Genomic DNA, 13,149 nt, shown 5'->3' with positions numbered 1-13,149 from the left:
ACCCACACTTTTTGTAAGTAAATATAATAAATTATATTTTATACTTATCAGTTATTTTGTTTAAAATATCATCATTTGAATTTACCCATTCATAAAAATTGCCTGATGATGCGTCAGATATTTTATAAAGCATTTCAGGAATATCACTAGCTTTAAAATCTCCAAGTGACTTTCCTAATCTAGTCTTGCCTATTTCAAAACTACCTCCAACAAACAATTCAAAAGCATCTGTAGATACACCATCAACATTCTTCTTTTTACCACATAAACCTATACTACCAACTTGGTGAACACCACACGAATTTAAACATCCTGATATATATAATTTAGGTGCTTTATTTAAAACTTCTTCACTATTTTGTAATCTAAAATAATCTATGATTTCATGTAACATTTTCTGACTATTTTGTATACCCATTTGACAAATTGGAACACCTATACAAGATATACTCTGTTCTAGCTGAGAATTACAACTAATAGTTTTACTTATTTCTAATATCCTTTTTGCTTCATTTCCATTTAAATTTAAAATGTATAATCCTTCTGTCATTCCTAGTCTAATCATAGGATTTTCAATATTATCTAATTCTTTAAGTAAAGTATCTAAATCCTTTGTCAACAATATACCTCCAACTGGATGTATATATACGGTGTATAGACCATCCTGTTTTTGAGGTATCAATCTAGAATCTTGTACATCTATTTTAACTCCAGATTTAGAGTAGTCTATTTCTTCAACATTGAGTTCAAGACCACCTTTTTCTTTTTCTGATTTATAGTATTCTTTAAACTTTTCTAAGAATAATTTTTCACCAAGTGTTTCCACCATATATCTAACCCTAGCTTTATTTTTATTTTCATAGTTACCATAAGCCATAAAGAATTTAATCATACCTTCAACACAATATAGTGCATCTTTTGGTTTTATAAGTTCATCAAGTTCTAAAGCAACTTTAGGATGTTTACCTAAACCTCCACCTAAGAAGACTCTGAAATATCGTTCGCCATTTTTCAAAGTAGCTACAAATCCTAAGTCTTGTATACTACAATGAGCAGTATCTGTGTAACAATTAGAATAAGAAACTTTTAATTTTCTAGGTAAATGATATGTAGTGGCATTTTTGATAAAATATTTATCAGTAGCAACTGCATATGGAGTAACATCAAAGGCTTCGCTAGGGTCAACTCCAGATAATGGCGATAATCCGACATTTCTAGGATAATTACCACCACCACCTCTAGTAAATATATCGTTTTTTATTCCTTCTTCCATAACATCAACAATAGAGTCTATAGATAAATCGTGTAGTTGTATAGCCTGTCTAGTTGTTAAATGTATTTTATCTAAGTTATGTTTAATAGCCATTTCATAAATTTTATTAAGTTGATATTTACATAAAACTCCAGCAGATACTCTAAGTCTTATCATAAAGGATTTTTTATCTCTTTGAGCATAGACACCATATCCACCTGAAAATCCTTTGTACTGCATTTTATTTATTTCTCCATTTAAAAACTTTAAGGAATATTCTTTAAAATTAGGTAGTTCATTTAACAATATTTTCTTAAAATTGTCCATTATCTCACCTCGTTATTAGTCTTGTATAAAAATATATCTATTGTATAATAGATATATATATTATTATCTAGATAGGATAAAAATATAACAGAATAATCTTACTATAAGCAAGAATAAGAAAGATGTAGTGAGTATTTTGTTTTTATTTTATAAAATAGGTATAATATTTTTGTTTTGTAAAATATAATTAAGATAAATAGATAATTTTGTAATTTTAATATATAATATTTAATAGAGTGTTGAAGTAGCACTTAATATTTGCAGGAGGAGTTTTTGTATATGGGAGAAATAATAAATGCATTAGATAGAGCCCTAGACATAATTTTGCTGTTATATCATGAAAAGAGAGAAATGGGAATAACTGAAATAAGTAAGGTTATGGGAGTATATAAAAGTACTATACATAGAACTTTGGTCACTCTTGAAAACAAAGGTTTTGTTATACAAAACACAGAGAATGGTAAGTATTGGCTAGGAATAAATTTATATGCAATAGGTATGGTTGTGGGAGAAAAAATGTCATTGACTGAAATAGTAAAACCATATACGAAAAAATTAAATCAAGAATTTAACGAAGTAGTTAATGTATCTATATTGGAAGAAAGAGCTCAAGATTCTCCAAGGAGTATCATAATACATAAAGAATATGGTTCAAATCAACTACTCTCGGTAAATCCATCAGTTGGCTCAAGTAGTGAATGTTATTGTTCAGCAGTTGGAAAATGTCTTATGGCATTTAATGATTCTATAGATTTTGAAAAATATAGAAAAACACCAATACACAAGTATACAGAACACACAATTGATAATTGGGATGATATGATGCTTTTTTTAGCAAAAATAAAAGAACAGGGATATGCCATAGATGATGAAGAACTAGAACACGGGTTAACTTGTATTGGAGCACCTATTTTAGATAAAGACAATAAAGCTATTGCAGCAATAAGTTTATCAGGTCCAACTATAAGAATGAGAGAAGGGGACTTTGAGTATAAAATTAAAAGAGTTATAGAAACTGCAAAAAGTATATCTGAACTTTTTAGATGATTTTTTAATCTGGATAATAAAAAGAGGCTATATTTAAATTGTTATTTGTGAATATCAGTTTAAATATAGCCTCTTTTTATTTAATCTAAATTTAAATATTCTTAAAATTTAAAATATTGTTGAAATATATAAGCAAATGTGTTATCTTTTAATTAAGCAATATAAAAACAGAACGATGTTCTATACTACAGAACAAAATTAATGCATATATAGTGTTTATACAAAATATAAATATTATATATTTAAAATTAAGTAAAAAATATTACATAAAGGGGAGATTTGAGAAATGGAAAAAGTCAAATTGAGTGTTGAAAGATGTAAGGGGTGTTATCTTTGTATTGAAGCTTGTAAAAAAGATGCAATAAGTCTTTCTGATTACACAAATAAAAAAGGCTTTGTAACTATCAAAGTCGATGAAGAAAAATGTATTCAATGTGGCGCTTGTTATACAATGTGTCCTGATTTAGTATTTGAAATATTATAAATTATTTTTATTGGGGGGGAGAAAAAGTATGCAAAGTTTATTAATTAAAGGAAATGAAGCTTTAGCAGAAGGTGCTATACGTGGTGGCTGTAGATTTTATGCAGGTTATCCGATAACACCACAATCAGAAATATTAGAAATGATGGCATGGAGACAAAAAGAAGTTGGAGGAGTATTTATCCAAGGTGAATCAGAAATAGCCAGTGTAAATATGGTTATGGGAGCAAGTGCACTTGGAGCAAGAGCCATGACTTCTTCATCTGGTCCAGGATTTTCATTAAAACAAGAAGGTATTGCATATTGGGTATCAGCTGGTTTGCCAGCAGTTGTAGCATGTGTACAAAGGTATGGTATAGGTGATGGATTTATAGGAGCTGGTCAAGATAACTATTGGCAAGCAGTAAAAGGTGGAGGAAATGGAGATTATCATCTAATCGTATTGGCACCTAATAGTGTTCAAGAAAATATGGATATGGCATATGAGTCTTTTGAATTAGCTGAAAAATATATGCATCCAGTACTTATACTTTCTGATGCTACAATAGGTCAAATGGTAGAACCTTGTATAGCACCACCAATGAAAGAATACGATATGGATAAAGCTCCATGGGCTGCTAAAGGAACACCTGTAGGAGAAAAAAATAAAGTTATAACTGATATAACATATTTTGAGGACCAAGATACATGGCAAAAAGGTTATATAGAAAAAATGAGAAAAGTTCAAGAAAATGAACAAAGATGGGAAGAAATAGAAATAGAAGATGCAGAAGTAGTATTTGTAGCGTATGGAATTTCCTCAAGGATAGCAGAAGGTGCAGTTAGAGATGCTAGAGCAAAAGGAATAAAATTAGGACTAATAAGACCAAAAACATTGTGGCCTTACCCAAGAAAAGCATTTAAAAAATTAAGTGATTCATTGAAAGGGCTTGTAACAGTTGAAATGAACATGATGGCACAGATGAAGGAAGATGTAATTATAGCATGTGATAATAGATTTCCAGTGTATTCAGTAGCAACAGCTCAATATATGGCAGAAGTAAATCAATTAATAGATTTTGCTCAACAGATTATAGATGGAAAAGCTAAGCAAGAGGAGGTATTTTAATTATGGCTAAAAAAGCACCAGCAATAATGATGTGTGAAAATATGTTCTGTGGAGGCTGTGGACACTCTATAGTCGATAGAATTATTGGAGAAGTACTAACAGAAATGGATATATGTCAAGATACAATTATATGTTCAGATATAGGTTGTAATCATATGTTTCAATTTAGTATGAATGTAGATGTTGTCGTTCCACCTCATGGTAAAATGGGAGCAGCGATGGCAGCTATGAAAAGAGTTAGACCAGATAAATATATATTTACAATAGCTGGAGATGGTGGAGCTTATGCAATAGGGCTTGGAGAAACTATGTCAGCTGCTACTAGAAATGATAATGTAATATTTCTTGTTATGAACAATAACATGTTTGCAATGACAGGAGGTCAAATGGCTCCAACTACTGTAGAAGGTCAATATACAGCTTCTACTCCAGCGGGTAGAAATTACGCAGATCATGGTTCAACATTTGATGTTGTAAAAGTTATGGGAAATTTAGATATAGCATATCTAGCAAGAGGAACAATAACTAACCCTAAAGAAATAAATACAACAAAAAGATACATCAAAAAAGCTCTAGAAAAACAAAAAGAAAAGAAAGGTTTTTGCTTAATAGAAGTACTTGTACCATGTCCAACAAACTGGGGATTAAAACCAGTAGATGCTATGAAGAGAATCGAAAATGAACTTGTTCCAAAGTATCCACTTGGAGAATTTATTGATTAGGGAGGAAATAATATGTTGAATGAAATTATATGTGCTGGTTTTGGAGGACAGGGAGTTCTTACAGCAGGAAAAATTATAATGTATGTTGCATATAAGGCAGAAAAGAAAATTACATGGTTCCCATCTTATGGAAATGAGATGAGGGGAGGAAGTGCAAATTGTAATGTTGTCGTAAGCGATGAAAAAATTGCAAATCCTTGTGTAAAAAATCCATATATATTATTAGGAATGAATAGTGTATCAGTAGATAAGTATGAAAGTTTAATGAAAACAAATGGTTATATGTTTGTCAATGAATCACTAGTAAGTAAGGATAGAAAATATAGAGAAGATATTAATGTTATAAGAGTACCCGTTACTGAAATAGCACAAAATTTAGGTAATGAAAAAGCTGCTAATATTTGTATGTTAGGTGCTATGGTAAAGAATTTAGATTTATTTACAAAAGAAGAATTTGAAAGTGGTATGTGTGAATACTTTGAAAATCAAGGTAAAGGTAAATTTAATGCTAAAAATGTAGAAGCATTTGAAGCTGGATACGACTATGAATGAATATTTTAAATATTTGAAATACTTATTTTTATATGTTAGTATTTAATTGATAAATATAGGACATCGTTCTGAATAATAGGACGAAGGTTTTAGGTTAAAAAATAAGAACAATGTTCTATATAATAGAACTAGGGGGTGTTAAATTGAAAATTCTAGTAATAAATCCTGGTGGTACATCTACAAAAATTTCTGTTTTTCAAGATGAAAATGAAGTTTTGAAAAAAAATATAACTCATACAAGAGAAGATTTAAAAAGCTTTTCTAAAGTATTTGACGAATATGACTATAGAAAACAATTAATAGTAGATATTTTAAGTAGTGAGAATCATAATATAAATTCTTTTGATGCAGTAGTTGGTCGTGGTGGACTTATGAAAGCTATAAAAGGTGGCACTTATATTGTGAGTGAAGAAATGATTGAGGATATGAGAAATGAAATAAACGGAGAGCATGCATCAAATTTAGGTGCATTATTAGCCAAAACCATAGCAGATGAAATAGGAGTACAATCATTTGTAGTAGACCCAGTTTCTGTGGATGAGTTTGATGATGTATCAAGGATTACAGGAATATCAGATATAGGAAAAGCTAGCTGGTTACATGCATTAAATCATAAAGCTGTTTCAAGAAAAATTGCACAAAAATTTGGTGGAAAATACGAGGATTATAACTTTATTGTAGCTCATTTAGGTTCTGGAATATCAATTGTAGCACATAAACAAGGCAAAATGATTGATGGAAGTGGTGGAAGATCTGATGGCCCATTTTCTCCAGAAAGAAGCGGTGGCTTACTTGCATATCCTCTTATAGAATTGTGTTACTCAGGAAAATATACTCATGATGAAATGGTCTCAAAAGTAAGTTCTATTGGAGGAATGTATGACTATTTAGGTACAAAAGACATGATAGAAATTGAAAACAGAATCAAGGAAGGTGATGAGAAGGCAAAACTTATAATGGATGCATTTATTTATCAAGTAGCAAAAGAAATCTCTATGTATGGAGCTTCACTTTCAGGAAATGTAGATAGAATTATTTTAACAGGAGGTATATCTCATTCGGAAATGGTAATTAAAGGAGTCATAGAAAAAGTGTCATATCTAGCTCCAGTAGAGATAGTACCAGGAGAGATGGAAATGGAAGCACTTGCTCTTGGAGCACTTAGAGTACTTAATGGAGAAGAAATAGCAAAAACTTATTAATATTTAGGAGAAAGAGTATGTTAAAAGATTTTAATAATTTATTGGAAGAGGCTAAAAAGCTTGAACCTGTTATTGTAAGTGTTGCTGTTGCAGAAGACAAAGAAGTATTAAAGGCTGTGAAATCAGCAACAGATTTAAATATTATAAAGCCAATTCTTGTAGGAGATAAGGATAAAATAGAAAATATATCGAGAGAAATTGGATTAAAAGGTCATGAAATAATAGGATGTCAAAATCCTGATGAATCAGTTAAAAAGGCTGTAGAAATAGTTAAGAATAAGGATGCTAAAATTCTTATGAAAGGATTAGTAAATACAAGTGTCTATATGAGAGCTATACTAAACAAAGAAACTGGTCTTAGAACAGGAAGATTATTAAGTTTACTTGCAGTATATGAATTACCTCAATACCACAAACTTCTTTATTGCACTGATAGTGGTATAAATGTATCACCAAATTTAAATCAAAAAAAAGATATAATGATAAATGCACTTCTCACTATGAAGAGTATTGGTATGGAAAATCCTAAAACTGCGATACTTACTGCAAATGAAATGGTAGACCCTAAAATACAATCTACAGTGGATGCCAACTTACTTGTGGAGATGGAAAAATCAGGAGAAATACCAAGTTGTATAGTAGAAGGTCCAATAGCATTTGATGTAGCATTTGATGCACATGCAGCAGAACATAAAGGTATTAAAAGCAATATCGCTGGTGATGTTGACTTATTAGTATTTCCAAATATAGAAGCAGGGAATATATTAGGAAAGTCATGGCTTAGATTTAATAAAGCTAAGTGGGCAGGTATAGTTTTAGGAGCAACAAATCCAATAATTTTAGGTTCACGTTCTGATACAGCTGAAATTAAAATAAATTCAATAGCATTAGCGTGCTTAGCATCACAATAAGAAATTATTATTAAGGAGGATAAAGTATTATGAAATATGCAAAAAGAATGGATATGGTAAAAGCTTCAGCTATAAGAGATTCTCAAAAGAAAATAGCTCAGAAGGTAGCAAGTGGTGGTACTGTTATATCTTTTGCGGCAGGACTTCCTGACCCAAATTTATTTCCAATAGAAGAGATAAGTGAAATAACTCAAAAAGTACTTAATGAAAGAGGAAAATTTGCCTTAGCATATGGACCTACTAAAGGTGAAGATGAGTTATTAGATTTATTAGTAAAAAGAATGAAAGAAGAAGAAAATATTGATACAAAAACAGAAAATATCATAATAACTACTGGGTCACAACAAGGTATCGCTCTTAGTGCTATGATTTTACTTGAAAAGGGAGATATAATAGTTACAGAAAATCCAAGTTACTTAGGTGCAATAAATGCATTTAGACCTTATGAATGTGATTTTTTAGGAGTAGATACAGACGAAGAAGGAATGGTAACAGATGAATTAGATAAATTATTATCTGAAAATTCTAATATAAAGGTAATCTATGTAATACCAACATTTCAAAATCCTACAGGAAAAACGTGGTCTCTACAAAGAAGAAAAGATTTTATGGAAGTTGTAAATAAATATGATGTCATAGTAATAGAAGATAATCCTTATGGAGAAATAAGATTCACACCAGAGCCTCTACCTACACTTAAATCACTTGATACTAAAGACAAAGTATTATATCTAGGGTCATTTTCAAAGGTATTATGTCCAGGATTTAGAGTTGCTTGGATGTGTGGTAATGTAGACATTATAGATAAAGCAGAACTTTTAAAACAAGGTATAGATTTACAGTCAAACCAATTTTCTCAAGTACAAGTAATAGAATTTTTAAAGAAATATAACTTAAATGAGCATATAGAAAAAATAAGAGCAGAGTATAAAAAAAGATGTCTATTGATGTTAGATGCTATGAAGAAACATTTCCCAGAGGAAGCTAAATATACAGAGCCAGATGGAGGAATGTTTATATGGGTTGAACTTCCTGAAAGCATAAATGTAGATGATTTACTAGATAAAGCCATTGATGCTGGAGTTGCTTATGTTTCTGGAGAATCTTTCTTTGCAAACAATGGTCCAAAGAATACTATGAGACTTAACTATACAACAATGTCAGAAGAACAAATTGTTAAAGGTGTTCAAATACTTGCAGAGGTTATAAAAAAAGAACTCAATTATGCTTGTGAATAAATATAAAAAGTGAGGGTTTAAATATGGGAGAAAAAGGGAACGGTATAAATTTTGGAAAGTTAATGTTTCAACTTGTTATTATAGCAATATCTTGGGAATTAGTTTATATTATACCATTTATCCAATATACATTATATGATCCAATCTTAAAAGCATTAGAATGTACAAATACTCAACTAGGTTTTCTACTTACGATTTATGGATTAGGAAATATATTTGGAGCTCCTATAGGAGGTTGGTTAGCAGATAGATTTGATTATAGAAAGATAATTTTAGGTTCTGTGTTTCTTAATGGAGTAGTATCATTTTTATTTGCATTTAATATGAACTATTCATTTGCAGTTGCAACTTGGGTAGGTTGTGCAATTACATCATTAGTTATGAACTATCCTTCTATGGTAAAGATACTTAGAGTTATAGGAAAAGATAATCAAGGTAAAGTTTATGGATTTAATGAAGCTATGGTTGGAGTTTCTGGAGTAGTAATGGGCGCAATATTCTTATATATTTATACATGCTTTGCAACTCCTGCATTGGGTATGAGATGGGTAATGATATCTCTAGGAATATTATCAATAGCAATGTGTCCAGTATTATGGTATGTAATTAAAGATGTAGATATTAGAGAAGATAAAGAAGAAGCAAGTGAAAAAATGTCTGCTGGTGATTTTATGACAGTACTAAAATCACCAAATACTTGGCTAGTAGGTATAAGTATATTCTGTGTATATTCATTCACAGTTACAATGTCTTATTTTACACCATATATAACATCAGTACTTGGAGGTTCTGTTGCACTATCTGGTGCATTAGCAATAATAAGACAGCATGGTCTAAAATTGTTTGGAGCACCATTTGGAGGATACTGTGCAGACAAATTAAAATCACCTACGAAAGTGCTTTTACCAATCTATGTATTTGGTATAGCAGTAATAATTTTATTCCTAGTATTACCTGCATCAACTCCAATGACTATATTCATAGCTCTAACATTTGTAGTAGGTATATTAGGTTACATGGGAAAAGGTATATACTATGCAGTTCAAGATGAAGTAAAAGTTCCAGTTAAATATTCAGCAACTACTATAGGTATAGCTGCAGCTTTAGGATTTTCACCAGATGTATTCCAATTTGCATTAATAGGATATTGGATAGATACTTATGGTAATAAAGGTTACACATACACATTTATATTCCAGATAGCAATTCTAATTATTGGAATATTATCTTGTTTATATATATTAAAGGTTAAGAAGAGAAGAGCAAGTAAATTAGAAGCTTAAATATTCAAATTTGGTGATTAAGTATATGTAAATATAATACTTATTTTGATGAATGTGATTGCATAAATAGCATAAAAAATATCAATAAATTAAGTTTTATAATAATGTTTAGAGAATAAAGCGTAAAAATCAAAATGTTATCAAGTTTTCTAGGTTTTAGCATAAAGTTACCCCTAAAGGTATAAAATTGAGTAGCAATTATTATCTATTTGCATATTTACATAAACCTATTTAATTTAAATTTTAAAAGAATTCCAAAAATAGATGGTAGTTGTACTCAATTTTACACCTAATAATAAATACGAAAATTTAAAATCTAACTAGATACTATTTAATTATATATCAATAATTGTATATTGTACTATTTATATAGTAACAATTTCAGGCTTTTCATTATATGTATTCCAATTTATATTGTTTGATTATTGGTCAAACACATATCGTTAAAAAGTTTATAAATTTATGTTTAGATATCGATTAATATTCTTGATTTTAGAAATAAATATTTGTAGATTGTGGATTAAAAATAATATAAATAAATAGAAGATAGATTTTTTAGATATATTAAGATAAAGATTATATAAAATATTGAAATATAGCTGTTTAAATTATTGTCTATAAATATAAAATGAATGGTGGTGAGTTAAGTGACCGATTTAGTTAACACCATTAATGGAATTGTTTGGTCACCCGTATTAGTTGTAATGTGTTTGTGTATAGGATTATATTTTTCATTGAAATTAAAATTTTTTCAAATAAGAGATGTAAAAGAGATGTTTACTCTCTTGCTTGAAGGAGATAGTTCTCATGTTGGGATATCATCATTCATCCAGCCAAACAAGGATTAGTTCAAGCATTTTCTGTTTATGTAGACACACTATTAATATGTATGGCTACAGGTATTATGATTGTAATAACAGGAATGTATAATGTTACAGGTGTTTGCACAACACTACCAGGTGTAGAGCCGGGTCCACAATATTAATAAATACATTACATCCGCAATTAGGTGATATTTTTATAGCAATAGTTTTATTATTATTTACATTTACAACTTTGTTAGCATTTTCATACATGATGGAGACTAATGTATCTTACTTAGTAACTAGAATTAAAGCAGAAAAACATGAAAGTACATAATTAATGTCTGTAGATTTATGCTTATAATATGTGCAGCAATGTGTTGTTTTATAGAGCCACTTATAAGTTGGGCACTAGGTGATATATGTATAGGGATATTAACATATATAAATTTAATTGCCATCTTTACATTAAAAAAACCAGCTATAAATGCATATTATGATTATCTAAGACAGAAAAAGATAGGAATTAAAAGGAATGATAGAACTTTTAACCCTATAGAACTGGATATAAAAAATGCTGAATTTTGGGAAAATAGATACCTAAAAGAGAATAAAGATAAACTAAATTAAAGTTATAATAGGATACAAAAATGAATAAATAAATTTAATGGGAGGTAAGATTGATATGAAAGAAAAAATAATACAAGTGGCAGATTTAAAGAAAGAAAAAATTTTAGGGCTATGTCAATCTTTATATGATGAACCAGAAATTGCCTTACAAGAATATAAGTCTGCTAAAAAAATAGCAGAATTTTTAAGAGAAGAGGGCTTTGAAGTTGAAGAAAATTTAGCAGGTATGGCTACAGCTTTTAAAGCAACTAAGAAAAATGGCGATGGACCAAGAATTACTTTTATAGCAGAATACGATGCTCTTCCAGGAAATGGTCATGCATGTGGACATCATTTAATAGCATCTATGGGAGTTGGAGCTGGAATAGCTCTTTCAAGTATACTAGATACTTACAAAGGAGAGGTAAGTATAATTGGGACGCCTGCTGAAGAAACTGGAGATGGAAAACCTTACTTGATAGAACATGGTGTATTTGATGGATATGATGCAGCAATGATGATACATCCAAATTCGAAGACTTGTGTAGCACCAGAAATTATAGCAATAGGAGGTCTAGATTTTATATTCACTGGAAAAGCATCTCATGCAGGAGCTAAGCCATATAATGGAATAAATGCCCTAGATGCAGTAGTATTACTATATAACAATATAAATGCACTAAGACAACAACTAGTAGATGGAACGAGAATACATGGTATTATACTAGAAGCAGGGACTGCTGCAAATGTAATACCTGATATGGGAAAAGTAAGATTAGAGATAAGGGCAAAAGAACAAAATTATTTTGATGAAGTAGTAGAAAAAGTGAAAAATTGTGCTAGAGGTGCTGCAATAGCTACTGGATGTGAACTTGAATTTTATCACTTTGAGCCAACTTGTCAAGGATTAAATGAAAACAAAGTTTTAACAGGTATATTTACAAAAATCATGGAAGAATTTGGAATATATGAAGACGATCAAGTAATGTTGGGTTCAACAGATATGGGAAATTTAAGTCAAATAATGCCATGTATACATCCTTTGATGAAGTTTTCTGAAAATGGAGAAGAACTACACACAAAAGAGTTTTTAGAAGCTTCTATAAATCAATATGCAAAAGATAGAGTGATTGATGGTATAAAAATATTAGCTTTAACAGGATTTAATTTATTTGAAAATCCAGAGTTATTGAAAAAAATGAAGGAAGAGTAGTATTTAGATTATTTTTATCATTTCAACAATGAAAAAGAGGCTTATCTGTTTTGGATATGTCCCTGTCAAGTAGACAGACTTAAAAAAGGCTATCTTTATGCGGAATGAGTTCGATATTCAATCGGACTCATTCCGTTTTTTAATTGTATCTTTCATTATTATAAAAATAAATATAATCATTTATTAGACTAATCATTTCCTTTGGATCTGTAGTATCAATTAAATATATTTAATTGTTTTAAATTTATCGCTTACTTTGACTTGTCCGATAGGCTACTTAACTTTTTTAAGAATTCATTCTCCATGCGTAAGTACTTCAATTCTTCTTCAACAGATTTAAATATTCTATTATCATTTTCTAGACTAATATTTTTAAATCTGCCCCTAGTTTCCTCATTAAA

13 protein-coding genes and 1 pseudogene are annotated in these 13,149 nt (G+C 29.9%); 13 read left to right on the top strand and 1 reads right to left on the bottom strand.

The annotated features are described in order from the left end of the window. Positions 1–31: 31 nt before the first annotated feature. The gene (locus tag KGF42_RS10685) at positions 32–1,579 is read right to left on the bottom strand and encodes a nitrite/sulfite reductase (RefSeq protein ID WP_227826295.1); all 1,548 of its coding nucleotides are present in this window, start codon (positions 1,577–1,579) and stop codon (positions 32–34) included. 279 nt (positions 1,580–1,858) lie between these two features. On the opposite strand from KGF42_RS10685, the gene KGF42_RS10680 reads away from it, so the two are divergent. The 13 genes and pseudogenes from KGF42_RS10680 (at position 1,859) to KGF42_RS10630 (ending at position 12,748) form a co-directional block, all read left to right on the top strand. Further along, on the top strand, positions 1,859–2,626 hold the full coding sequence (locus KGF42_RS10680) for an IclR family transcriptional regulator (RefSeq protein WP_054274433.1): 768 nt from the start codon (positions 1,859–1,861) through the stop codon (positions 2,624–2,626). A gap of 286 nt (positions 2,627–2,912) precedes the next feature. Next, positions 2,913–3,110, top strand: coding sequence for a 4Fe-4S binding protein (locus KGF42_RS10675; RefSeq protein ID WP_003416663.1), 198 nt, complete (start codon positions 2,913–2,915; stop codon positions 3,108–3,110). A gap of 28 nt (positions 3,111–3,138) precedes the next feature. After that, complete coding sequence (gene vorB / locus KGF42_RS10670; RefSeq protein WP_054274432.1) at positions 3,139–4,215, top strand: 3-methyl-2-oxobutanoate dehydrogenase subunit VorB; 1,077 nt, start codon at positions 3,139–3,141, stop codon at positions 4,213–4,215. A 2-nt stretch (positions 4,216–4,217) separates the two neighbouring features. Next, positions 4,218–4,937 carry a thiamine pyrophosphate-dependent enzyme gene (locus KGF42_RS10665; RefSeq protein WP_003416668.1) on the top strand — a complete coding sequence of 240 codons (720 nt, stop codon included), beginning with the start codon at positions 4,218–4,220 and terminating at the stop codon, positions 4,935–4,937. A gap of 12 nt (positions 4,938–4,949) precedes the next feature. Continuing rightward, the gene (locus KGF42_RS10660; protein ID WP_227821242.1) at positions 4,950–5,489 is read left to right on the top strand and encodes a 2-oxoacid:acceptor oxidoreductase family protein; all 540 of its coding nucleotides are present in this window, start codon (positions 4,950–4,952) and stop codon (positions 5,487–5,489) included. Between the two features lie 143 nt (positions 5,490–5,632). Continuing rightward, a complete protein-coding gene (gene buk, locus KGF42_RS10655) occupies positions 5,633–6,691 on the top strand; it encodes a butyrate kinase (RefSeq protein WP_227821243.1) in 1,059 nt (352 codons plus the stop codon). 17 nt (positions 6,692–6,708) lie between these two features. After that, positions 6,709–7,602 carry a bifunctional enoyl-CoA hydratase/phosphate acetyltransferase gene (locus KGF42_RS10650; protein WP_227821244.1) on the top strand — a complete coding sequence of 298 codons (894 nt, stop codon included), beginning with the start codon at positions 6,709–6,711 and terminating at the stop codon, positions 7,600–7,602. Positions 7,603–7,631: 29 nt separating this feature from the next. Further along, the gene (locus KGF42_RS10645; RefSeq protein WP_227821245.1) at positions 7,632–8,840 is read left to right on the top strand and encodes a PLP-dependent aminotransferase family protein; all 1,209 of its coding nucleotides are present in this window, start codon (positions 7,632–7,634) and stop codon (positions 8,838–8,840) included. A gap of 23 nt (positions 8,841–8,863) precedes the next feature. Continuing rightward, entirely contained in the window at positions 8,864–10,123 is a 1,260-nt protein-coding gene (locus KGF42_RS10640) for an MFS transporter (RefSeq protein ID WP_227821246.1), read from the top strand. 817 nt (positions 10,124–10,940) lie between these two features. Next, a pseudogene (locus tag KGF42_RS20220) lies at positions 10,941–11,003 on the top strand (hypothetical protein); the annotation flags it as partial. A 62-nt stretch (positions 11,004–11,065) separates the two neighbouring features. Beyond that, positions 11,066–11,263, top strand: coding sequence for an alanine:cation symporter family protein (locus KGF42_RS20465; protein WP_255643233.1), 198 nt, complete (start codon positions 11,066–11,068; stop codon positions 11,261–11,263). Continuing rightward, a complete protein-coding gene (locus KGF42_RS19860; protein ID WP_311315308.1) occupies positions 11,260–11,556 on the top strand; it encodes an alanine:cation symporter family protein in 297 nt (98 codons plus the stop codon). The genes KGF42_RS20465 and KGF42_RS19860 overlap by 4 nt, the downstream gene beginning before the upstream one ends. 55 nt (positions 11,557–11,611) lie before the next feature. Further along, complete coding sequence (locus tag KGF42_RS10630) at positions 11,612–12,748, top strand: M20 family metallopeptidase (RefSeq protein ID WP_227821247.1); 1,137 nt, start codon at positions 11,612–11,614, stop codon at positions 12,746–12,748. Positions 12,749–13,149 lie beyond the last annotated feature (401 nt).

It is taken from the genome of Clostridioides sp. ZZV15-6383 (assembly GCF_020657735.1).
Taxonomy (GTDB): domain Bacteria; phylum Bacillota; class Clostridia; order Peptostreptococcales; family Peptostreptococcaceae; genus Clostridioides; species Clostridioides difficile_D.
Note: the sequence above shows the minus strand (reverse complement) of the source record. Positions and strands in the feature narration are given on the sequence as shown.

Bases quoted from the DNA above. Each gene is read 5' to 3' on its own strand.
- KGF42_RS10685 (WP_227826295.1), bottom strand. From the start codon at position 1,579: ATGGACAATTTTAAGAAAATATTGTTAAATGAACTACCTAATTTTAAA.
- KGF42_RS10680 (WP_054274433.1), top strand. From the start codon at position 1,859: ATGGGAGAAATAATAAATGCATTAGATAGAGCCCTAGACATAATTTTG.
- KGF42_RS10675 (WP_003416663.1), top strand. From the start codon at position 2,913: ATGGAAAAAGTCAAATTGAGTGTTGAAAGATGTAAGGGGTGTTATCTT.
- vorB (WP_054274432.1), top strand. From the start codon at position 3,139: ATGCAAAGTTTATTAATTAAAGGAAATGAAGCTTTAGCAGAAGGTGCT.
- KGF42_RS10665 (WP_003416668.1), top strand. From the start codon at position 4,218: ATGGCTAAAAAAGCACCAGCAATAATGATGTGTGAAAATATGTTCTGT.
- KGF42_RS10660 (WP_227821242.1), top strand. From the start codon at position 4,950: ATGTTGAATGAAATTATATGTGCTGGTTTTGGAGGACAGGGAGTTCTT.
- KGF42_RS10650 (WP_227821244.1), top strand. From the start codon at position 6,709: ATGTTAAAAGATTTTAATAATTTATTGGAAGAGGCTAAAAAGCTTGAA.
- KGF42_RS10645 (WP_227821245.1), top strand. From the start codon at position 7,632: ATGAAATATGCAAAAAGAATGGATATGGTAAAAGCTTCAGCTATAAGA.
- KGF42_RS10640 (WP_227821246.1), top strand. From the start codon at position 8,864: ATGGGAGAAAAAGGGAACGGTATAAATTTTGGAAAGTTAATGTTTCAA.
- KGF42_RS10630 (WP_227821247.1), top strand. From the start codon at position 11,612: ATGAAAGAAAAAATAATACAAGTGGCAGATTTAAAGAAAGAAAAAATT.